The 20,553-nt window shown below is 68.1% G+C and carries 18 protein-coding genes and 1 pseudogene; 8 read left to right on the top strand and 11 right to left on the bottom strand.

Features of this window, described 5'->3' with window-relative positions; translation table 11 throughout:
* The first annotated feature begins 134 nt into the window (after positions 1-134).
* The 6 genes and pseudogenes from AC1Q87_RS02650 to AC1Q87_RS02625 all read left to right on the top strand — a co-directional run bounded on the left by AC1Q87_RS02650 (position 135) and on the right by AC1Q87_RS02625 (position 9,186).
* Entirely contained in the window at positions 135-2,444 is a 2,310-nt protein-coding gene (locus AC1Q87_RS02650) for an acylase (RefSeq protein ID WP_492607456.1), read from the top strand.
* A gap of 624 nt (positions 2,445-3,068) precedes the next feature.
* Positions 3,069-3,185, top strand: a pseudogene (locus tag AC1Q87_RS02645) (PEPxxWA-CTERM sorting domain-containing protein); the annotation flags it as partial.
* Between the two features lie 53 nt (positions 3,186-3,238).
* Positions 3,239-5,296, top strand: coding sequence for a DNA topoisomerase IV subunit B (gene parE, locus AC1Q87_RS02640; RefSeq protein WP_492607455.1), 2,058 nt, complete (start codon positions 3,239-3,241; stop codon positions 5,294-5,296).
* 267 nt (positions 5,297-5,563) lie between these two features.
* Entirely contained in the window at positions 5,564-7,141 is a 1,578-nt protein-coding gene (locus AC1Q87_RS02635; protein ID WP_492607454.1) for a DEAD/DEAH box helicase, read from the top strand.
* Positions 7,142-7,253: 112 nt separating this feature from the next.
* On the top strand, positions 7,254-8,309 hold the full coding sequence (locus tag AC1Q87_RS02630; protein WP_492607453.1) for a GGDEF domain-containing protein: 1,056 nt from the start codon (positions 7,254-7,256) through the stop codon (positions 8,307-8,309).
* 76 nt (positions 8,310-8,385) lie between these two features.
* Entirely contained in the window at positions 8,386-9,186 is an 801-nt protein-coding gene (locus AC1Q87_RS02625; RefSeq protein ID WP_492607452.1) for an enoyl-CoA hydratase/isomerase, read from the top strand.
* Here the strand turns inward: AC1Q87_RS02625 and AC1Q87_RS02620 are convergent.
* A complete protein-coding gene (locus tag AC1Q87_RS02620) occupies positions 9,173-10,354 on the bottom strand; it encodes a low temperature requirement protein A (protein WP_492607451.1) in 1,182 nt (393 codons plus the stop codon). The genes AC1Q87_RS02625 and AC1Q87_RS02620 overlap by 14 nt on opposite strands.
* A gap of 98 nt (positions 10,355-10,452) precedes the next feature.
* On the opposite strand from AC1Q87_RS02620, the gene AC1Q87_RS02615 reads away from it, so the two are divergent.
* Entirely contained in the window at positions 10,453-11,121 is a 669-nt protein-coding gene (locus AC1Q87_RS02615) for a glutathione S-transferase (RefSeq protein WP_492607450.1), read from the top strand.
* Here the strand turns inward: AC1Q87_RS02615 and AC1Q87_RS02610 are convergent.
* From AC1Q87_RS02610 to AC1Q87_RS02570, 9 genes are read right to left on the bottom strand one after another with little or no spacing between them, the layout of a single operon-like run.
* Positions 11,118-11,519, bottom strand: a complete 402-nt coding sequence (locus AC1Q87_RS02610) for a HesB/IscA family protein (protein WP_436061200.1) — start codon at positions 11,517-11,519, stop codon at positions 11,118-11,120. The genes AC1Q87_RS02615 and AC1Q87_RS02610 overlap by 4 nt on opposite strands.
* A gap of 18 nt (positions 11,520-11,537) precedes the next feature.
* Positions 11,538-11,900, bottom strand: coding sequence for an SUF system Fe-S cluster assembly protein (locus AC1Q87_RS02605; RefSeq protein WP_492607449.1), 363 nt, complete (start codon positions 11,898-11,900; stop codon positions 11,538-11,540).
* Positions 11,901-11,908: 8 nt separating this feature from the next.
* Positions 11,909-13,123, bottom strand: coding sequence for an aminotransferase class V-fold PLP-dependent enzyme (locus tag AC1Q87_RS02600; protein ID WP_492607448.1), 1,215 nt, complete (start codon positions 13,121-13,123; stop codon positions 11,909-11,911).
* 2 nt (positions 13,124-13,125) lie between these two features.
* The gene (sufD, locus tag AC1Q87_RS02595) at positions 13,126-14,154 is read right to left on the bottom strand and encodes a Fe-S cluster assembly protein SufD (RefSeq protein WP_492607447.1); all 1,029 of its coding nucleotides are present in this window, start codon (positions 14,152-14,154) and stop codon (positions 13,126-13,128) included.
* Positions 14,151-14,897 (bottom strand): Fe-S cluster assembly ATPase SufC, encoded by a 747-nt coding sequence (gene sufC, locus AC1Q87_RS02590; protein WP_492607446.1) that lies wholly within the window; start codon positions 14,895-14,897, stop codon positions 14,151-14,153. The genes sufD and sufC overlap by 4 nt, the downstream gene beginning before the upstream one ends.
* Positions 14,897-15,271, bottom strand: a complete 375-nt coding sequence (locus AC1Q87_RS02585) for a hypothetical protein (protein WP_492607445.1) — start codon at positions 15,269-15,271, stop codon at positions 14,897-14,899. Before AC1Q87_RS02585 ends, sufC begins: the two co-directional genes overlap by 1 nt.
* A gap of 26 nt (positions 15,272-15,297) precedes the next feature.
* Entirely contained in the window at positions 15,298-16,767 is a 1,470-nt protein-coding gene (gene sufB, locus AC1Q87_RS02580; protein WP_492607444.1) for a Fe-S cluster assembly protein SufB, read from the bottom strand.
* A gap of 12 nt (positions 16,768-16,779) precedes the next feature.
* Positions 16,780-17,913, bottom strand: a complete 1,134-nt coding sequence (locus tag AC1Q87_RS02575; RefSeq protein WP_492607443.1) for a cysteine desulfurase family protein — start codon at positions 17,911-17,913, stop codon at positions 16,780-16,782.
* Positions 17,910-18,356 (bottom strand): Rrf2 family transcriptional regulator, encoded by a 447-nt coding sequence (locus AC1Q87_RS02570; RefSeq protein ID WP_492607442.1) that lies wholly within the window; start codon positions 18,354-18,356, stop codon positions 17,910-17,912. Before AC1Q87_RS02570 ends, AC1Q87_RS02575 begins: the two co-directional genes overlap by 4 nt.
* Before the next feature lie 179 nt (positions 18,357-18,535).
* On the opposite strand from AC1Q87_RS02570, the gene AC1Q87_RS02565 reads away from it, so the two are divergent.
* Positions 18,536-19,186: an alpha/beta hydrolase gene (locus AC1Q87_RS02565; RefSeq protein ID WP_267233802.1), complete on the top strand. Its 651-nt coding sequence runs from the start codon at positions 18,536-18,538 to the stop codon at positions 19,184-19,186.
* A gap of 60 nt (positions 19,187-19,246) precedes the next feature.
* On the opposite strand, the gene AC1Q87_RS02560 is transcribed toward AC1Q87_RS02565, so the two are convergent.
* A complete protein-coding gene (locus tag AC1Q87_RS02560; RefSeq protein ID WP_492607441.1) occupies positions 19,247-20,545 on the bottom strand; it encodes an amidohydrolase in 1,299 nt (432 codons plus the stop codon).
* Between the last annotated feature and the right edge of the window lie 8 nt (positions 20,546-20,553).

The raw sequence follows: 20,553 nt of genomic DNA, 5'->3' as shown, positions 1-20,553 counted from the left end.
AGAGGGGGCCGCGGAGCAATCCGCGGCCCCTTTTCGCTGGGCGGCGAAGCTTCACATTGACGAACTACGTTCGGTTGTTTCGTCATCCCGACACACCCCGCGAGTCGAAGCGGGGATCAGTTCGGGGAAACGCCATGAAAAAGCTGCTTCTGAGCACGGCCGCCTGCGCGCTGGCCGCGGGACTCGCCTCCAGCGCCGCCGCCTACGAGGCGCAGATCGTGCGCACCAAATACGGCATCCCCCACGTGACCGCGAAGGACTTCGCCGGGCTCGGCTATGGCCAAGCCTACGCCTTCGCCCAGGACAACCTCTGCCTGCTGGCCGACAAGATCGCTACCGTGAACGGCGAGCGGACCAAGCACTTCGGTCCGGACGCGACCAACGTCGTGGCCTTCACCGACATCAAGAACCTTGAGAGCGACTTCTTCTTCCGCTCCAACATCGATGTCCCGGCCCTGCGCGCCAAACTCGACAAGGGGCCGGCCGACTATCGTGATCTGGTCCGGGGCTACGTCGCCGGCTACAACCGCTATCTGGCCGATACGCCGAAGGACAAGCGCCCGGCCGATTGCCGCGACGCCGCCTGGGTGCGGCCGATCACCGTCGACGACGTCGTGCGCCTCAACGAGGAGCGCATGATCCAGGCCAGCGGCGGGGCGTGGCTGCGCCAGACCAACGCCGCCGCCCCGCCCGCGGCGGAGGCTCCGGCCAAGGCCGCATCCAACGTCGGCCTGCCGAACATGGCCGAGCAGATCGGCCTGGGCTCCAACGGCTGGGCGTTCGGCCGCGACGTCACCACCAACAAGTCCGGCCTGCTGCTCGGCAACCCGCACTTCCCGTGGGAGACGACCAACCGCTTCTACGAGGCGCACCTGACGATCCCCGGCAAGTTCGACGCCATGGGCGTGACCATCGCCGGCGCGCCGGGCCTGTCGATCGGCTTCAACAAGGACGTCGCCTGGACGCACACCGTCTCCACCGATCGCCATTTCACCCTGTTCGAGCTGGCGCTCGATCCGGCCGACCCGACCGCCTACCTCGTCGACGGCAAGCGCCACGCGATGGAGCGCAAGTCGGTGAGCATCGACACGTCGGCGGGGCCGCAGACCCGCACCTACTACACGACGCTCTACGGCCCGGTGGTGGTGATGCCGCAGGCGGGCCTGGCCTGGACCAGCAAGACCGCCTACGCCCTGCGCGACGCCAACAAGGGCAACAGCGCCGCGGCCGGGACCTGGCTGGACATCGCCCGCGCCAAGTCGGTGGGCGAGATCCAGGCGACCATCACCAAGTCGCTGGGCATTCCGTGGGTCAACACCATCGCCGCCGACCGCCACGGCGATGCGCTCTATGCCGACATCACCGCCACGCCCGACGTCTCGGCCGACAAGCTGAAGACCTGCGCCCCCAGCCCGGCCGCCGCCAAGCTGGCCGCCGCCTCGCGCGTCTATGTGCTCGACGGGTCGCGGGCCGCCTGCGACTGGGGCTCGCCCGGGCTGATGGCCGGGGCGACCATGCCCTCGATGATCCGCCAGGACTACGTCGCCAACAGCAACGACAGCTACTGGCTGACCAACGCCAAGGCCCCGATGGCGGCGGTCTCGCCGATCGTCGGCCTGACCGACGTGCCCCAGAACCTGCGCACCCGCTCGGGCATCGTCGAGATCGACGCGCGGCTGGCCGGAACGGACGGCCTCCCCGGCAAGGGCTTCGACCCGACGGCGGTGAAGACCATGCTGTTCTGGAACAAGAACCACGCGGCCGAGCTCTTCCTCGACGATACGCTGAAGGCCTGCGGGACCGGCGGCGCGGTCGCCTTGGCCGACGGTCAGAGCGTGGACCTCACCGCCGCCTGCGCGATCCTCGCCAAATGGGACCGCCGCATGGACAACGACAGCGTCGGCGCCCTGCTGTGGATGGAATACTGGCGCCAGGCCCAGAAGATCACCGGTGTCTACGTGACGCCCTTCGACGCCGCGGACCCGGTGCACACGCCCCGCGGCCTGAAGACCGACGCCGACACCGTCGGCAAGCTGCGCCAAGCCCTGGCCGGCGCGGTGCAGCTGATGGCCAAGCAGAACATCGCGCTGGACGCCCCCTACGGCGCCTATCACTTCGCGATCCGCGGCGAGCAAAAGATCCCGGTCCACGGCGGCGAAGGCTCCGACGGGGTGCTCAACGCCCAGCAGGCGCACTTCAACGCCAAGGCGGGCGGCTACGTGCCCTATCACGGCTCCAGCTACATCCAGGTCGTGACCTTCGACGACAAGGGTCCGGTGGCCGACGCGGTGCTGTCCTATTCGCAGTCAACCGACCCGGCCTCCCCGCACTACGCCGACCAGACCTGGCTCTATTCCAAGAAGGGCTGGCACCGCCTGCCCTTCCATCCCGCCGACATCGCCGCCGACGAGCCCAGCGCGCCGCTGGTGCTGAAGGGGAACTGATCGCGGCCACGGGCCAGGCCCCCGCGCCTGGCCCGTTTCGGCACATCCGCGCCGCAACGACGCGCACGCCGCACCCGGCGCATCGCGACAACGCCCATAAAATACGGCCACTTACGGTGACATCGAACTGGCCCGCGCCTTGCTCCCTTCGGCCCGAGGGACAGATGCGCCGCAGGACGGCGCGTTGGGGCAGGACGGGGCCGTATGCGCAAGTCGTCGAGAATAACCAAGAGGACGCTTTTCGGGCTGATGGTCGCGACCATCGCCCTGCCGTTGCCGGCGATGACGCCGGGCCTGCTGTCGAGCGCGATCGGCGCCATGGCGCTGGTCGGCGTTCCCAGCACGGCGCCGTCCGCCACCCCGATGGTTCCAGTCTACTTCAAGCCCGCCCGCGGCCGCCCGGCCAAGGCGATGACGCCCGAGCATGAGCTGGCGCGGCTGGCCGAACCGCGCCAGGCGCTGTTCGAAAACGTCGCCGAGCCGCAGACGCCGACCGAAGACCTCAAGCTGATCGCGCTCTACGACATCCAGCCGCGCATGCCGACGCCCTGGGACTGGCTGATCGCGCCCGACGAGCCGGTCACCACGGGCGTTCGACGGCCGCTGCCGCGGAGCGCGACGCCGGTGCCCGAGCCGTCGACCTGGGCGATGATGATCACCGGTTTCGGCCTGGCCGGCGCGTTCATTCGCCGCCGTCGCCACGCCGTGACGATGACCGGCCCGCAGGTCGCATTGATTTAGAGGCCGTCGCGATTCATATGGGGCGGTCTCGAATCGTTCCATTTTCAGGTCGCATGTCCCAGGCCTCTACTCCCCAAGCTTCCCTCTTCGACGACGCTCTCAACCCCGCGCCGGCCGCGCCGCTGGCGCAGAGCCATGAGCCACGCCCGGATCCGGCGGTGCTGACCGAGAAGCCGGGCGGCGGCTATTCCGCCAAGGACATCGAGGTTCTCGAAGGCCTGGAGCCGGTCCGGAAGCGGCCCGGCATGTACATCGGCGGCACCGACGAACGTGCGCTGCACCACCTGTTCGCCGAAGTGCTCGACAACGCCATGGACGAGGCCGTCGCCGGTCACGCCAAGATCATCGAGGTCAAGCTCGACGCCGACGGCGTCCTGAGCGTCAAGGACGACGGCCGCGGGATTCCCGTCGATCCGCACCCGAAGCATCCGGGCAAGTCGGCCCTGGAGGTCATCATGACCGTCCTGCACTCGGGCGGTAAGTTCTCGGGCAAGGCCTACGAGACCTCCGGCGGTCTGCACGGGGTCGGCGTCTCGGTGGTGAACGCGCTGTCCGAGCGCGTCGACGTCACCGCCTGGAAAGACGGCTTCGAGTGGCGCCAGTCGTTCAGCCGCGGCAAGCCGCTGGGCTCGATCGAAAAGCTCGGCGCGACCCGCAAGAAGGGCACCGCCATCGCCTTCCTGCCGGATGAGCAGATCTTCGGCGAAGGCTGCGCCTTCAAGCCGGCGCGCCTCTACCGGATGGCGCGCTCCAAGGCCTACCTGTTCGGCGGCGTCGAGATCCGCTGGAGCTGCGATCCCTCGCGCATTCACGACCAGACCCCGGCCGAGGCGGTGTTCCGCTTCCCCAACGGCCTGGCCGACTTCCTGGCCGAACGGGTCAAGGACATCGAGACCGTCACGACCGAACCGTTCGCGGGCCGCTACGAGCGCCCCGGAGAGACCGGCAAGGTCGAATGGGCGGTCACCTGGACTCCCGCCGGCTTCGGCGAGGCCGACAGCTTCATGCAGTCCTACTGCAACACCGTGCCGACCCCGGAAGGCGGCACGCACGAGGCTGGCTTCCGCGCCGCGCTCACCCGCGGCCTCAAGCAGTACGCCGAACTGACGGGCGAGAAGCGTGGCGGCCTGATCACCGCCGAGGACGTGGTGGCCCAGGCCGGCGCCCTGGTCAGCGTGTTCATCGCCAACCCGGAGTTCCAGGGCCAGACCAAGGAAAAGCTCTCCTCGTCGGACGCCCAACGCCTGGTCGAGAACGCCCTGCGCGATCCCTTCGACCACTGGCTGACCGCCCAGCCGAAGTCCGCCAGCCTGCTGCTGCAGTTCGTCATCGACCGGGCCGAGGAGCGGCTGAAGCGCCGCCGCGACCGCGATGTCCAGCGCGCCTCGGCGACGCGCAAGCTGCGCCTGCCGGGCAAGCTGGCCGACTGTTCGGGACAGGCCACCGACGGCACCGAAATCTTCCTGGTCGAAGGCGACTCCGCCGGCGGCTCGGCCAAGCAGGCGCGCAACCGTCGGACCCAGGCGATCCTGCCGCTGCGCGGCAAGATCCTGAACGTGGCGTCGGCTTCGGTCGACAAGCTGGTCGCCAACAAGGAACTATCCGACCTGCTGCTCGCCCTCGGCGTTCAGCCCGGCAAGAAGTTCAAGGAAGAGGACCTGCGCTACGAGCGCGTGGTGATCATGACGGACGCCGACGTCGACGGCGCCCACATCGCATCGCTGCTGATCACCTTCTTCTATCGCACCATGCCGGACCTGATCCGCGCCGGCCGGCTCTATCTCGCCCTGCCCCCGCTCTACCGCATGAGCCACGGCGGCAAGACCATCTACGCCCGTGACGACGCGCACCGCGAAGAGCTGCTGCGCACCGAATACAAGGGCAAGAAGCCCGAGATCGGCCGCTTCAAGGGTCTCGGCGAGATGATGCCCGGCCAGCTCAAGGAGACCACCATGGATCCGGCCACCCGGACCATGGCTCGTGTCACCCTGCCGCGCGCCGAGGAGACGGTCGAGGACCTGGTCGAGGCGCTGATGGGCCGCAAGCCGGAACTGCGCTTCCGCTTCATCCAGGAAAACGCCGAGTTCGCCGCCGACGACCTCGACGTGTAGCGCCCAACCGCGGCCTGGACGCACCTTCCGGAACCTCTCGCGGCCCCCCATATCGCGGCGCGAAGCTCTCCGCTCAGGCTGCGACACCCAAAGCGCAGCCTACGAACTTGCGTGAAGCTTACGCCTCCCCTTGAACTGCAAGGGGCAGAACGCGTTTGACTTGACGCTATGTCTCCGTATCTTCCGCGTCGCGCGACGATCGCCGTCCGCGCCGCCGCGGTTCGCTAGCTCGTCTTCGGGCGAGCCCCCCGCCCCCATTGCTGCTGAATGACCGAATTTTCCGAACTGGGCCTGTCGCCCGCGACGCTCCAGGCAGTTGCCGACACCGGCTACACGACCGCTACGCCGATCCAAGCCCAGGCCATTCCTGTGGCGCTCCAAGGTCGCGACGTCCTCGGCATCGCCCAGACCGGCACCGGCAAGACCGCCGCCTTCACTCTGCCGATGATCGATCGCCTGGCGGCTGGCCGCTCGAAAGCGCGGATGCCGCGCTCGCTGGTCATCGCCCCGACCCGTGAGCTGGCCGACCAGGTCGCCGCCTCGTTCGAAAAGTACGCCAAGGGCCAAAAGCGCACCCTGTCGTGGGCGCTGCTGATCGGCGGCGTCTCGTTCGGCGACCAAGAGCTGAAGCTCGATCGCGGCGTCGACGTCCTGATCGCCACCCCGGGCCGTCTGCTCGACCATTTCGAACGCGGCAAGCTGCTGCTGACCGGCGTTCAGATCATGGTGGTCGACGAAGCCGACCGCATGCTCGACATGGGCTTCATCCCGGACATTGAGCGCATCTTCAAGCTGACCCCGGCCAAGAAGCAGACGCTGTTCTTCTCGGCGACCATGCCGCCGGAAATCACCCGGCTGACCAAGCAGTTCCTCAACGATCCGCAGCGGATCGAGGTCGCGCGCCCGGCGACGACCGCCGACACGATCACGCAGCACCTGGTCCGTCTGCCCACGTCCGACCCGAAGGCCAAGCGCACCGCCCTGCGCATGCTCATCGAAAAGGCCGAGGTCGATACCGGCATCGTGTTCTGCAACCGCAAATCCGAAGTCGATATCGTCGCCAAGTCCCTGAAGAAACACGGCTTCGACGCCGGTCCCATTCACGGTGATCTGGATCAGGCGACCCGGATGCGGACGCTGGAAAGCTTCCGCAAGGGCGAGCTCAAGCTGCTCTGCGCCTCCGACGTCGCCGCGCGCGGCCTCGACATCCCGGCCGTCAGCCACGTCTTCAACTACGACGTCCCGCACCACGCTGACGACTACGTGCACCGCATCGGCCGGACCGGCCGCGCCGGCCGGTCCGGCGAGGCGTTCATGATCGTCACCCCGGCCGACGCCAAGAACATCGACAAGGTGCTCAAGCTGATCGGCAAGACCCCGGAAGAGGTCGTGCTTGAGGGCGTCGACTTTGCCGCCATCAAGGATGAGCGCCGCGCCGGCAGCAGCGGCAGAGACCGCGGCGGTTCGCGTGAACGCGGCGGCCGCAGCGAACGCGGGTCCCGCGAGCGCTCGCGTCCGATCGCGCCGCATGGCGAGGTCGCGTCGATGGAGCCCGTCGTCGCGGCCCCGGCGAGCGAACTGGGCGAGGCCGAGGCGCCCAAGCGCCGCAGCCGCGCCCGCGCCGAGGCTCCCACCGAGCCGAAGGCGGCTTCGAAGCCCGCGCCGAAGGCTTCGCCGCCCGCTCCGACCCCGGCTGCAGCCGAACCGGCGCGTCGCGATCGCCCGCGCCGCGACAACCGGGACCACCGTGACAACCGAGAAGACCGCGACAGCGTGGTCGGCTTCGGGTCCGACATCCCGGCGTTCCTGCTGCGCGCGCCCCCGCGCTCGACGACGCCCGAATAGTCGACTTTACATTTTTAACGGCTCGTTCGGCTCTCCCCGGTAACCTTCTCCACGGGACATGAGTGCTGCTGCGAAAAATTCGCGGCGCCTTCGAGGATTCGGGGAAGACAGTATGTCGGGCGACATCGAAACCAAGCTGCGGGGTCCGGGCGCCTATGCCCTGGCCCGGCAGACCATGGACGCCATGGAGGCGAACAAGGTCTGGCCGACTGCGGTGAACTTCGAGCTCTGGACCCACTTCATCGCCGCGCCCGACAGCGCCCTGGGCCGCGAGATCGCCCGGATGCTCTCCACCGGGGAAGCGTTCACCGACAATGTCGCCGACGAACTGGCCGCCGCCTACCTGCCTAAGGCCAAGCTCAACGATCAGATCCGCGACGCCGGCGACGCCCTGACCAAGGAACTCGCCGCCGTCAGCCGCGCCATCGAGACCGCCCAGAAGTCCAGCGAGGCTTACGGCGAGACCCTGGCCGACGCCTCCAAGACCCTCACCGCCGCCGGCAGCGCCGCCGACCTCAAGGCGACCGTCGAGACGCTCGTCACCGCCACCAAGCGCGTCCAGCGCGAGAACAAGTCTCTCGAGCGCCGACTGAGCGAATCCACCGATCAGGTCTCCAAGCTGCGCGAGCACCTTGAGCAGGTCCGCCGCGAAGCGACCACCGACGGCCTGACCAACCTTGCCAACCGCAAAGCCTTCGACGAAGAGCTCGAGCGCGCCTGCGCCGACGCCGAGGAACAGGCCCAGAGCCTGACCCTGGCCGTCATCGACATCGACCACTTCAAATCGTTCAACGATACCTGGGGACACCAGACCGGCGATCAGGTCATCCGCTACGTCGCCAGCGTCATCGGTCGCGTCGGGGCCCCGCCTCGCTTCGCGGCCCGCTACGGCGGCGAGGAATTTGCGCTGATCTTCCCGCGTGAGCGCGCCGAACTGGCGGCCATCGTGCTGGAAGAAATCCGCGAGGAAGTCTCCTCCCGGATGCTGAAGCGTCGCTCCACCAACGACGACCTCGGGGCGATCACCGTCTCCGCCGGCCTAGCCGAACTGCGGCCCGGAGAAAGCGCCCACGGCCTCATGGAGCGCGCCGACAGCGCTCTCTACGTCTCCAAGCGCTCGGGCCGGAACCGGGTGACCAGCGCCGAGTCCGTCGCCGCCGCGGCCTGACCCGGGGCGTTTTTCCCCTAGCCTGACGCGGCGACATCCCTCTTTAAGTTCCGCCAGGACCTTGAGGGAGGACGCCATGGCCTATTCGAAGATCAAGACTTCGGTCGCGGACGGGATCGGCGTCATCACGCTGGCGGACCCCAGCACGCTGAACGCGGCAGGACTCGACCTCATGGACGAGTTGCAGCAGGCGTTCGACGGCATGAAGGCCGACGCGTCCGTTCGCTGCGTGGTGCTGACCGGCGAAGGCCGCGGGTTCTGCTCGGGCGCCAACCTCTCCGGCCGCGGCGGCGCGGCTCCCGCCAACCCCGATCCGGAGGGGCCGGACGCCGGCGCGGCGCTTGAGAGCGTCTACAATCCCTTCGTGAAGTCGCTCCGCGACTACCCCCTGCCGATCGTCACCGCGGTGAACGGCGTGGCCGCCGGCGTCGGCTGCTCGCTGGCTCTGATGGGCGACATCATCGTCTGCGCCGAGAGCGCCTACTTCCTGCAGGCGTTCCGCCGCATCGGTCTGGTCCCGGACGGCGGCTCGACCTACCTGCTGCCGCGCCTCATTGGCAAGGCGCGGGCCATGGAGATGGCGCTGATGGGCGAGAAAGTGCCCGCCAAGACCGCTGTGGATTGGGGTCTGGCCAACCGGGTGGTGCCTGACGACCAACTGATGGCCACGGCCATGGAGTTCGCGCAGAACCTGGCCACAGGTCCGAAGGCCCTCGGCGCCATCCGCAAGCTGATGTGGGAGAGCCTGGACGCCGAATGGGCCGACCAGCTCCAGGCCGAGCGCGTCGCGCAGAAGCATGCCGGCCGCACCGAGGACAACCGCGAGGGCATCCTGGCCTTCCTTCAGAAGCGCCCGGCCCTGTTCAAGGGGCGCTGACGCCCTGCAGCTCGCGGCGCCGCCAGAACGACTCCCAGGCGGCGACCGCGAACATGATCAGCGACGCCGCCAGGCTGAGCATTGCAGGCGTCAACCGCATGGACACCGGCGCCAACAGGGCGAGCGCCAGCAGACCAGCCAGATGCGACCGCGGCGTGCCGCTGTCGGTCGTCCGGCGGAACAAGAGGTCGCCGGCCAGATAGAGCGCGGGGCCCGTCAGCAGCACGATAGCGGTCTTCAGCTCCATGTGCCCGTCGGGATGGGCCAGGGCGAGCTCGTCGCCGACCGCGCTGACCACGATGCCGGCCACGAGCGGCACGTGCATGTAGGTGTAGGCCAGGCGCGCCAGCCGTCCTGGATCTTCCGAGGCGGCGATCAGCCGACTGGCGCGCTCGGCGCCGGCGTCGAAATAGATCCACCACATGGCGACGCTAGCCAGAAATGCGGCGCCGAAGGCGGTCAGGACACCAGGGCTCATCGGAAGTTCGGCGAAGGTCGCGCCGGTCACCAGGATCGATTCCCCCAAGGCGATGATCACGAAGAGGGCGTAGCGCTCGGCCATATGCGCGCCCTCGACGTCCCAGTCGGTGGTCACCGAGCGGCCCAGCCCAGGTGTCCAGAACCCCCAGGCCGGCGACCCAGCCTCCAGCGCCACGGCGACGGCCCAGAAGGCTAGCCGCGCGCCCTCGCTCGCCAACCCGCCGGCGATCCAGAACACCGCCGACAGGGTCAGCCAGGCGGTGATCCGCAGGTAATTTCGGTAGTTGCGAAGATTGTAGGGCCGCAGGGCCCAGAGCATGAACAGCGAACGGCCGACCTGCATGCTTACGAAAGCGGCGGCGAAGATCAGCCCCTTGTCGCCGAATGCGTCCGGCAGCGAGGTCGACATCAACAGGCCGGCCAGCATCAGCACCAGCAGCATCAGACGGACGGCGCGCTGCTCCGGATCGATCCAGTTGGTCAGCCAACAGGTGTAAGTCCAGACCAGCCACACCGCCAGAAACAGCAGCCCGGTCTCGACCGCGCCCATCGGCGTGAGATGCTTGAGCAGGCTGTGCGACAGCTGGGTGACGGCGAAGACGAACACCAGGTCGAAGAACAGCTCGACATAGGTGACGCGCTCATGGCCCTGGCGCGTACGCTGCAGGTCCACCCGCGATCCAATCATGCTCGCGCCTCCGTTCCCTCTGCCGACTAGGCCGCCGCCGAGGGCTTGCGTCCACTTCCTTACGGTGTAAATTTACAAGACGTGCAAGGGGGCTTTTGATGCTGACCGTCCATCACCTGAACAACTCGCGCTCGCAACGCGTGCTCTGGCTGCTGGAGGAGTTGGGCGTTCCCTACGAGATCAAGCCCTACCAACGCGACGCCGCGACCATGCTGGCGCCGCCCGAACTGCGCGCCGTCCACCCGCTGGGCAAGTCGCCGGTGGTCAGCGAGGGCGACGTGACGGTGGCCGAGACCGGCGCCATCGTCGAATGGATCCTCGAGCGCTACGGCCAGGGCCGGTTAGCCCCACCGCCAGGCTCGGCCGAGCGCCTGCGCTGGACCTACTGGCTGCACTACGCCGAGGGCTCGGCCATGCCGCCCCTGCTGCTGAAGCTGGTGTTCGGCCGGCTGCCGAGCAGCGCCCCTGGCCTGCTGCGCCCCATCGTCAACGCCATCGCCGGCAAGGCGCAGGCGAGCTTCATCGACCCCAATCTGAAGACGCATTTCGACTACTGGGAAGCCGAACTCGGGAGGTCGGAATGGTTCGCCGGCGACCAGCTCAGCGCCGCCGACGTAATGATGAGCTTTCCCGTCGAAGCCGCGGCCGATCGCGCCGGGGCCCTGAACGGACGCCCTCGCCTCGCCGCCTTCCTGCAAAAGATCCACGCCCGCCCGGCTTATCGCCGGGCCCTGGAGCGTGGCGGGCCGTACGCCTACGCCGACTAGGCGTCGGCGGGCTTGGCCGGCTCGATCGTCACGCTCTCGCCGCAGCCGCAGGCGTCGGTCTCGTTCGGATTGCGGAACTGGAACTTGGCCGAGAGCTTGGTGGTCACATAGTCGATCTCGGTGCCGACCAGGAACAGCACGGCCTTGGGCTCGATCAGGATCGTGACGCCCTTGTCCTCGACCACCTCGTCCAGCGGACCGGCTTCCTCGGCATATTCCAGGATGTATTCCTGGCCGGCGCAGCCGCTGTTCTTCACGCCGACCCGCAGGCCGACATAGGGCTTCTCGGACTTCGCCATGATCGCGCGCACGCGCTCGGCGGCCGCATCCGTCAAGGTGACGACCTTGGGCCGCGGACGGCGCGCCCGAGGCGCGGGTGTCAGGTTCAGATCGCTCATGCTCCCCTCCATATGGGGTCAGAACATGTTGAGTTGAAGCTTGGCCTCGTCGGACATCCGCGAGGAGTCCCACGGCGGGTCGAACACCAGCTCGACGGTCACGTTGCGGATGCCGGGGATCTCGCGCACCGCGTCCTGCACCCAGCCCGGCATGTCGCCGGCCACCGGGCAGCCGGGCGCGGTAAGCGTCATGTCGATCGCCACGTCCTTCTCGTCGGACACGTCGACCTTGTAGATCAGGCCCAGCTCGTAGATGTCGACCGGGATTTCCGGGTCGAACACCGTCTTCAGCTTCTCGATGAGCTGATCGGTCAGGGCGTCCAGCTCAGCTTGCGAAAGCGGCGTGGTCGCGGTCGGCTCGATGGCGGCGGCGTCGTCCATGTTCAAACTCAAGCGAAGAAGGCCTGGGTGCGGGTCAGCGCGTCGACGAATGCGTCGGCCTCCCCTTCCGTATTATATAGGGCGAAAGAAGCTCTGGCGCTCGCCGTCAGGCCGAAACGCCGCATCAGCGGTTCGGCGCAGTGGGTGCCGGCGCGCACGGCGACGCCATAACGGTCGAGAATCTGAGCCACGTCGTGAGCATGCGCGCCATCGACGGTAAAGGCCATGATCGCGCCCTTGCCGGGCGCATCGCCGATCACCCGCAGCCAGTTGTAGCCCTTCAAGCCCTCGCGGACGCGGGCATAGAGCCTGGCCTCGTGCTCGGCGGCGGCCTTGCGGTCGATGGTGTTCAGCCACTCGATCGCCGCGCCTAGCCCGATCGCCTCGATGATCGGCGGAGTGCCGGCCTCGAACCGATGCGGCGGGTCGGCGTAGGTGATCGCCTCGAGGCGCACTTCGCCGATCATCTCGCCGCCGCCCTGGTAGGGCGGCAGGGCGGCCAGCGCCTCTTCCTTCCCGTAGAGCACGCCGATCCCGGTCGGGCCGTAGAGCTTGTGGCTGGAGAAGACGTAGTAATCGACGTCCAGCGCCTTCACGTCGATGTCCAGGTGGACGACGCCCTGACATCCATCGACCAGCACCTTGGCGCCGGCCGCATGCGCTATGCGGGCGATCTCGGCCACCGGGTTGATCGTGCCCAGCACGTTCGACATCTGCGTCAGGGCGACGACCTTGGTGCGGGGCGTCAGCAGATCGGGGATCGCGGCCAGGTCCAGAGACCCGTCGTCCAGCACCGGCACGAACTTCAGCACCACGCCCTTGCGCTCGCGCAGGAAGTGCCAGGGCACGATGTTGGCGTGATGCTCCATGACCGTCAGGAGGATCTCGTCGCCCTCTGCCAGGCTCGCGCCCAGGCCCGACGCCACAAGATTGATCGCCTCGGTGCCGCCCTTGGTGAAGACGATCTCGTGCTCGCCGGCGTTGATGAACTTGGCCACCGACTTGCGGGCCGCCTCGTAAGCGTCTGTCGTCTCGTTGGCGAGGGTGTGCAGGCCGCGGTGAACGTTGGAGTACGAGCCCTCCATCACCGCGGTCATGGCGTCGATCACCGCCCGCGGCTTCTGGGCCGAGGCGGCGCTGTCCAGATAGACCAGCGGCTTGCCGTTCACTTGGCGGCTGAGGATCGGGAACTGCGCCCGCACCGCCTCGACGTCGAAGGCCATGGTCAGACCTCCAGCCGCTGGGCGGCCCAGGCTTGGGCGGCCTCGCGCACGGCGGCGTGCTCGATGCGCTCGATCACCTCGCCGACGAACGCGGCGGTCAGCAGCGCGCGGGCCAGGTCCTCGGGCATGCCGCGCTGCTCGGCGTAGAACAGCGCGTCCTCGTCCAGCGCCCCGACCGTATTGCCGTGCGCGCACTGCACGTCGTCGGCGAAGATCAGCAGTTCCGGCTTCGCGTCGATCTCGGCCTTGTCCGACAGGATCAGCGCGTGGTGGCCCATGCGCGCGTCGGTGCGGTCCGCGCCCTCGGCGACGACGATGCGGCCCTGGAACACGCCGCGCGACTGGTCGCGCACGACGCCCTTGGTCAGCTGGCTGGTGACACCGTCGACGCCCAGATGCTCGACCACGGTGGTCAGGTCCGCGTTGTGCTGGCCTTCGAGCAGATAGGCGCCGTCCAGCCGGACCTGCGCATGCGCGCCCGGATGGGCCACCCGCGTCTCGATCCGTTGACGGCGCGCGCCGGTGGTCAGCACGGTCTGCGCATAGTTCGCCTCGGCGGCCAGTTCGACGGTCGCATCGACCACGCACACGCCCTCGGCGTGATCGGCCGCAAACACCACCCGTTCGACGCGGGCGCCCTTGGCGAGGCGGAAGTTGAGGTTGGCGTTAGCCAGATAGCCGCCGGCCGCGCCTTCGTAGCTCTCGACCAGGGTTAGGACCGCGCCCTCGCCCACCGAAACCCAAAGCTCGGCGGTGTGAGAACCGGCCTCGGCGCTCGACAGGAAGCGATAGGCGACCAGCCGCGTCTCGCCCGCCGGCACGTCCAGGTCGCTCGGCCCGCGGCCGTTGACGATGTCGACGGCCTCGACACTCTGCGCCAAGGGATGATCCCAGCCCCACGCCTGGCCCTGCGGCGAGGCGGCGGGCATCTGACGGATCAGGCCGCGCAGGTCGGTCCAGCGCCAGTCCTCGTCGCGCCGTCCCGGCAGCAGGCCGGCGTCGCCGGAACTGATGGCCTCGGTGACGCTCACGCGGCCCTCGCGTACTTGTCGTAGCCTTCGCGCTCGAGTTCGAGCGCCAGCTCCGGCCCGCCGGATTCCACGATCCGCCCGGCCGACAGCACGTGCACCCGGTCGGGTTTGATGTAGTCGAGCAGGCGCTGATAGTGGGTGATCACCAGCATGCCGCGCTCGGGCGAGCGCATCGCGTTGACCCCGTCCGACACGATCTTCAGCGCGTCGATATCCAGGCCGGAATCGGTTTCGTCCAGGATCAGGAAGCGCGGCGAAAGCATCGCCATTTGAAAGATTTCCATGCGCTTCTTCTCACCACCTGAGAAGCCGACGTTCAGCGCACGCTTGAGCATGTCGAAGTCGATCTTCAGCGACGCAGCGGTCGCCTTGGCCAGCTTCAGGAACTCCGGGGCGCTCACCTCGGGCTCGCCGCGCGCCTTGCGCTGGGCGTTCATCGCGGTGCGAATGAAGGTCAGCGCCGGGACGCCTGGAATCTCCAGCGGATACTGGAACGACAGGAACATGCCCTTGGCAGCTCGCTCGGCCGGGTCGAGGCTCAGCAGGTCCTCGCCGTTCAGGGTCGCAGCCCCGCCGGTGACGTCATAGCCGTCGCGGCCGGTCAGCACATAGGACAGCGTCGACTTGCCGGCGCCGTTCGGCCCCATGATCGCGTGCACCTCGCCAGCCGGAACTTCCAGCGACAGGCCCTTCAGGATCTCGTTGCCGTCGACTTCGGCGCGCAGGTTGGAAATCGAAAGCATCAGTCGGTCTCGTCGGCCAGGAACTGGGCCATCACATCAAGGGCTTCGTCGGGGGTGTTCACGAACTGCTGTTTGCGCGGCGCGGCGGTGGAGGTCGTCGCGGTGCGCTTGTCGGCCGAGCGCACGTTGATGCTCCCGGACTCGAAGTAGGCGTCGATCAGGAAGTCGTCGTGGTTGAGCGTGACCGTGTAGCGGCGCAGGCCCAGCGTCAGCCCCTTCTCGCGCAGGAAACTCTCGTCTTCGGCCAGCGCGTCATAGAGCTGCTGGGCGCGCGCCAAGTCCTCTTCCTGCTGCTTGCGCTCGGCCTCCTCGCGGGCATGGCGAACCGCGTCGCGGCGGGCGTGCTCGGCGTCGAAGGCGCGGCGAAGGGACATGGAGCGGGTCTCTGAGCTGAGAAGGGTCATCCGACGGAGCCCTCAAGGGAGATGGCGACGAGCTTCTGGGCTTCCACGGCGAATTCCATGGGCAGCTCCTGCAGTACGTCCTTGACGAAACCGTTGACCAGCAGCTGCACGGCCTCTTCCTGCGAGAGCCCCCGCTGCATGGCGTAGAACAGCTGGTCTTCGGACAGCTTTGTGGTCGTGGCCTCGTGTTCGAACACGCTGCTGCCGTTGCGCGCCTCGACATAGGGCACGGTGTGGGCGGCGCAGGCCTTGCCGATCAGCAGGCTGTCGCACTGGGTGAAGTTGCGCGAACCCTTGGCCTTCGGGTGCGCCGAGACCAAGCCGCGATAGGTATTCGACGACTTCCCGGCGCTGATGCCCTTGGAGATGATCCGCGACCGCGAATTGGCGCCCAGATGGATCATCTTGGTGCCGGTGTCGGCCTGTTGGCGGCCGTTGGTGATCGCGATCGAATAGAACTCGCCGACGCTGCCCTCGCCGCGCAGCACACAGGACGGATACTTCCAGGTGATCGCCGAACCGGTCTCGACCTGGGTCCAGGAGACCTTCGAGCGGTCGCCGCGGCAGTCGGCGCGCTTGGTGACGAAGTTGTAGATGCCGCCCTTCCCGGTCTCCGGATCGCCGGGGTACCAGTTCTGCACGGTCGAGTACTTGATCTCGGCGTCGTCCAGCACGATCAGCTCGACCACCGCGGCGTGCAGCTGGTTCTCATCGCGCATCGGCGCGGTGCAGCCTTCCAGGTAGGAAACGTAGGCGCCCTTGTCGGCGATGATCAGCGTGCGCTCGAACTGCCCGCTGTTCTCGGCATTGATGCGGAAATAGGTCGACAGCTCCATCGGGCAGCGCACGCCGGGCGGCACGTAGACGAAGCTGCCGTCCGAAAACACCGCCGCGTTCAGGCAGGCGTAGTAGTTGTCGGAGACCGGCACCACCGAGCCCAGGTACTTCTGGACCAGCTCCGGGTGCTCGCGGATCGCCTCGCTCATCGAGCAGAAGATCACCCCGGCCTCGGCCAGCTCCTTCTTGAAGGTGGTCACCACCGAGACGCTGTCAAACACGGCGTCGACGGCGTAGCGCGGCGCGCCCTGCACGCCGGCCAGCACTTCCTGTTCGCGCAGCGGAATGCCCAGCTTTTCATAGGTCGCCAGGATGTCGGGATCGACTTCGTCCAGGCTCTTGGGGCCGTCCTTGCCCTTCGGCGCGGCGTAGTAATATGAATCCTGGTAGTCGATCGGCGGGAAGTCGACCTTGGCCCAGGTCGGCTCGTCCATCGCCTGCCAGCGCTCGAAGGCGTCCAGGCGCCATTGCAGCATCCACTCCGGCTCGTCCTTCTTGGCCGAGATGAAGCGCACGATGTCGGTCGACAGCCCCTTGGGCGCGAACTCCTGGTCGATCTCGGTGACGAAGCCGTGCTTGTACTTTTCCAGGCTTTCGACGTGTTCGACGGTCTGCTTGACGGCGGCCATACTCTTACCTCCTCACGCCGCCGGCGCGCGGCGACGCGCGGCGTGACGGGACTGAACTTGCTCCCAGGCGGTCGCGAACGCCGCCCAGTCTTCTTCCTTGGTGGCCCAGCCGCCCGAGACGCGGATCGCGCTTCCGGCGAGGTCGGTCAGGCCCATGGCGGTCAGCACGTGACTGGCCTTCACCTTGCCCGATGAACAGGCCGATCCGGCGCTGACCATGATCCCGGCCAGGTCCAGCGCCATCACCTGCAACTCCGCGCCCCAGTCGGGGGTCGCCACGCAGAGGGTGTTGGCCAGCCGCGGCGCGGCCTCGCCGATCACCACGGCGCCGGACGCCTTCAGGCGCTCGGCCGCGGCGTCACGCCAGGCGGCGTCGATGTCGCGGTCGCGCAGGGCGGCCAGGGCCGCGGCGCCGAATCCGGCGATGCCGGCGACGTTCTCGGTGCCAGCCCGACGCCCACGCTCCTGCCCGCCGCCGTGCTGGCGGCGCACCAGGGTGGCGCGCGGCCCGAAGGTCAGGGCGCCAACGCCCTGCGGCCCGCCCAGCTTGTGGGCCGACGCCACGAGGGTGTCCGCGCCCAGAGCGCGGCTGTCGGTGATGATCTTGCCGGCGGTCTGGATCGCATCGACGTGCAGCCAGCCTTCGGCGCTGCGCACGATCTCAGAAGCCTCGCGCACCGGCTGGATGACGCCGGTCTCGTTGTTGGCGTGCATTAGCGCGACAAACGGCCGCCCGTCAGCGGCGTCCCAGCGCCCCAGGCGCTCCGCCAGCCACGCGAGGTCGGCGACGCCGTCCGCCGTCACCGGCAGATGTTCGACCGCCGCGCCGCTGGCCTTGGCGCTCTCCAGCACGCTGTCGTGCTCGATGGCGCTGACGATCAGGCGCTTCGATCCGGTCGCCACGGCGCTGTCGATCGCCAGGGCATTGGCCTCGGTCCCGCCCGAGGTGAACACCACCGTGGAGGCCGGACCGCCGATCAGGGCGGCGACGGCGTTGCGGGCGTCCTCGACGATGGCGCGCGCGGCGCGGCCGCTGGCGTGAACGGAAGACGGATTGCCGCCGACCGCGAAGGCGCGCGCGACCGCGTCAGCCGCCTGCGGGCGCACCGGCGCGGTGGCGTTGTAATCCAGGTAAACCCCGCTCATGCAGCGGCCTCGTGCGGCGCAAAGCGGCCGTTCACCAGGTCGGCCAGGCTGACCGAGGCCAGATAGCTGTGCAGGTGCCGGCCCATGTCCTCCCAGAGGTCATGGGTGATGCAGCGCTCGCCCTTCAGCATGCAGCCCTTGCCCTGCACGCCGCAGCGGGTGGCGCGCAGCGGCTCGTCGACGGCCAGGACGATGTCGGCGATGTTGGTCTCTTCGGCGCTCTTGGCGAGGCGGTAGCCGCCGCCCGGACCGCGCAGGCTCTTGACCAGCCCCCGGCGGCGCAGACGGGCGAACAGCTGTTCCAGGTACGAGAGCGAAATCTGTTGCCGGGCGGCGATTTCAGCCAGGGTGACGGCGCGATCGCCTTCCGCCAACGCGGCCTGACGGCGCGCGAGGTCGGCCATGGCCATCACCGCATAACGTCCCTTGGTCGAAAGGCGCATAGCGCTCCTTGAAGCTCTCAGCAGCCCGATTGCTTTTTTTCGAGCATTTGCCGGGTCCCATATGTTACAGGCCCCCGCTTGCACGGGGCTTGTCGCCGGAACCGGCCGACGGTCGCGACTTAGGAAGACCGAGCGCGTTAGTCAAGTATTCGGACGCCGCGCCTGACGAGAGGAATGGCATGCCAGAAGTGGTTCTGACCGGCGCGGCCGGGCGGATCGAGGGTCGATACACCCAGGGCAAGAGCCCGACGGCGCCAATTGCGCTGATCCTGCACCCGCACCCCAAGGCTGGCGGGCAGATGAACCACCCGGTGGCGGTGCAACTCTTCCACCTGTTCATGAAGCGCGGCTTCTCGACCCTGCGGTTCAATTTCCGCGGCGTCGGCCGCAGCCAGGGCGAGTTCGATTCGGGCATCGGCGAGCTGGCCGACGCGGCCACCGCGCTCGATTGGTTGCAGTCGACCAACCCCGCCGCCTCGCAGTGCTGGGTCGCCGGCTACTCGTTCGGCGCCTGGATCGGCATGCAGCTGCTGATGCGCCGGCCTGAGACCGACGGCTTCATCAGCGTCTCGCCGCCGACCAACATGTACGACTTCAGCTTCCTGGCGCCCTGCCCGGCCTCGGGCCTGATCCTGCACGGCGGCGCCGACACCGTCGTCCCGCCGGTCGAGGTCGAGCGCGTGGTCTCCAAGCTGCGCACCCAGAAGGGCATCGTCATCGACCACGAGGTCGTCGATGGGGCCAGCCACTTCTGGGCCGAACACCTTCCCGAGGTCGAAAAGCGCGTCGGCGCCTATCTCGACAAGCGCATCGAGGCCGACCCGATCTGATCGGGCGCCCAGCGCAGAAAGTTCAAAGGCCGGAGCTCACGCCCCGGCCTTTTTCTTTGGCTACTTCGCCGCCAGGTAATCCAGCGCCAGCAGCGCCTGGGCGCGCACGCCGGTCTCCATCGCCTTCTCGTCGACGTCGAAGAACGGCGAGTGGTTGCCGCCCTTCGGGTTGCCGACGCCGAGGTGGTAGAAGAACCCCGGCACTTCCTTCTGGAAGTATGAGAAGTCCTCGGCCCCCATGATGTAGTCGATGTCGTCGGCGACCTTGCCCTGAGCGGCGCGGGTCAGGGTCGGCTTCATCTGGGCCGAGAGCGCGCGGTTGTTGTCGGTCACCGGGTTGGGCTGGCCCCAGTCGATCTTACCGCTGGCGCCGTAGCGCTCGGTGATCGAGGCCACCGCCTTGTCGGCGCGGGCCATGACATCGGTGCGCATGCCGGGATCGAAGGTCCGCAGCGTCCCGGTCATGGTCATGTCTTCGGGGATGATGTTGTAGCGCATGCCGCCCTGCAGGGTGGCGATGGTCAGCACCGTCGGCGTCTTCGAGACGTTGATCTGCCGCGAGGTGATCTGGTTGAAGGCGGTGACGATGTCGGCGGTCAGCGACGACATGTCGATGCCCTGCCACGGCATCGAACCGTGCGCCTGCTTGCCCTTCAGATGGATCTCGAAGCGGTCCGAGGCGGCCATCATCGGGCCCGGACGCCAGACCAGCATGCCCACCGGGCCGGGGAACGCGTGCAGGCCGAAGATCGCGTCGACCTTCGGGTTGGTCAGCACGCCTTCCTTGACCATCAGCGGCGCGCCGCCCTCCTCGCCCGGGGGCGGGCCTTCCTCGGCCGGCTGGAAGATGAAGACCACCGTGCCTTCGATCTGGTCCTTCATGCCGGCCAGGATCTCGGCCGTGCCCATCAGGATCGCCACATGGCTGTCATGGCCGCAGGCGTGCATCACCGGCACCGTCTGGCCGAGATACTTGCCCGTCGCCTTCGAGGCGAACGGCAGGCCGGTCTGCTCGGCCACCGGCAACGCGTCCATGTCGGCCCGCAGAGCGACGACCTTGCCGGGCTTGCCGCCCTTCAGGATGCCGACCACGCCGGTCTTGCCGACGCCGGTGCGGACTTCAAAGCCCAGCTTGCGCAGATGGTCGGCGACGATCTTGGCGGTGCGGACCTCGCTGTTGGACAGCTCCGGATGCTCGTGGAAGTCCCGCCGCCAGGCGATCACCTTCGGCTGCAGCGCCGCGGCCTGGGCGAACACCGCCGCGTCGTAGGGCTTGGCGGCCGGCGCTTCCTGAGCCGACGCAGTCCCCGTCATCGCCACCGCCGCGGCGACGCCCGCCAGCCAAACCCGTTTCGACATGTAAGCTC

It is taken from the genome of Phenylobacterium sp. GW823-FHT02A09, from assembly GCF_058797775.1.
This window is presented reverse-complemented; position numbering and strand designations above follow the sequence as displayed.

Excerpts from the sequence above, each read along its gene's own strand:
- AC1Q87_RS02560 (WP_492607441.1), bottom strand. The coding sequence starts at position 20,545 with ATGTCGAAACGGGTTTGGCTGGCGGGCGTCGCCGCGGCGGTGGCGATG.
- AC1Q87_RS02610 (WP_436061200.1), bottom strand. The coding sequence starts at position 11,519 with ATGAGCGATCTGAACCTGACACCCGCGCCTCGGGCGCGCCGTCCGCGG.
- AC1Q87_RS02585 (WP_492607445.1), bottom strand. The coding sequence starts at position 15,271 with ATGTCCCTTCGCCGCGCCTTCGACGCCGAGCACGCCCGCCGCGACGCG.
- AC1Q87_RS02570 (WP_492607442.1), bottom strand. The coding sequence starts at position 18,356 with ATGCGCCTTTCGACCAAGGGACGTTATGCGGTGATGGCCATGGCCGAC.
- AC1Q87_RS02625 (WP_492607452.1), top strand. The coding sequence starts at position 8,386 with ATGGCCTATTCGAAGATCAAGACTTCGGTCGCGGACGGGATCGGCGTC.
- AC1Q87_RS02575 (WP_492607443.1), bottom strand. The coding sequence starts at position 17,913 with ATGAGCGGGGTTTACCTGGATTACAACGCCACCGCGCCGGTGCGCCCG.
- sufB (WP_492607444.1), bottom strand. The coding sequence starts at position 16,767 with ATGGCCGCCGTCAAGCAGACCGTCGAACACGTCGAAAGCCTGGAAAAG.
- AC1Q87_RS02630 (WP_492607453.1), top strand. The coding sequence starts at position 7,254 with ATGTCGGGCGACATCGAAACCAAGCTGCGGGGTCCGGGCGCCTATGCC.
- AC1Q87_RS02635 (WP_492607454.1), top strand. The coding sequence starts at position 5,564 with ATGACCGAATTTTCCGAACTGGGCCTGTCGCCCGCGACGCTCCAGGCA.
- AC1Q87_RS02605 (WP_492607449.1), bottom strand. The coding sequence starts at position 11,900 with ATGGACGACGCCGCCGCCATCGAGCCGACCGCGACCACGCCGCTTTCG.
- sufC (WP_492607446.1), bottom strand. The coding sequence starts at position 14,897 with ATGCTTTCGATTTCCAACCTGCGCGCCGAAGTCGACGGCAACGAGATC.
- AC1Q87_RS02615 (WP_492607450.1), top strand. The coding sequence starts at position 10,453 with ATGCTGACCGTCCATCACCTGAACAACTCGCGCTCGCAACGCGTGCTC.
- AC1Q87_RS02650 (WP_492607456.1), top strand. The coding sequence starts at position 135 with ATGAAAAAGCTGCTTCTGAGCACGGCCGCCTGCGCGCTGGCCGCGGGA.
- AC1Q87_RS02565 (WP_267233802.1), top strand. The coding sequence starts at position 18,536 with ATGCCAGAAGTGGTTCTGACCGGCGCGGCCGGGCGGATCGAGGGTCGA.
- parE (WP_492607455.1), top strand. The coding sequence starts at position 3,239 with ATGTCCCAGGCCTCTACTCCCCAAGCTTCCCTCTTCGACGACGCTCTC.
- AC1Q87_RS02620 (WP_492607451.1), bottom strand. The coding sequence starts at position 10,354 with ATGATTGGATCGCGGGTGGACCTGCAGCGTACGCGCCAGGGCCATGAG.
- AC1Q87_RS02600 (WP_492607448.1), bottom strand. The coding sequence starts at position 13,123 with ATGGCCTTCGACGTCGAGGCGGTGCGGGCGCAGTTCCCGATCCTCAGC.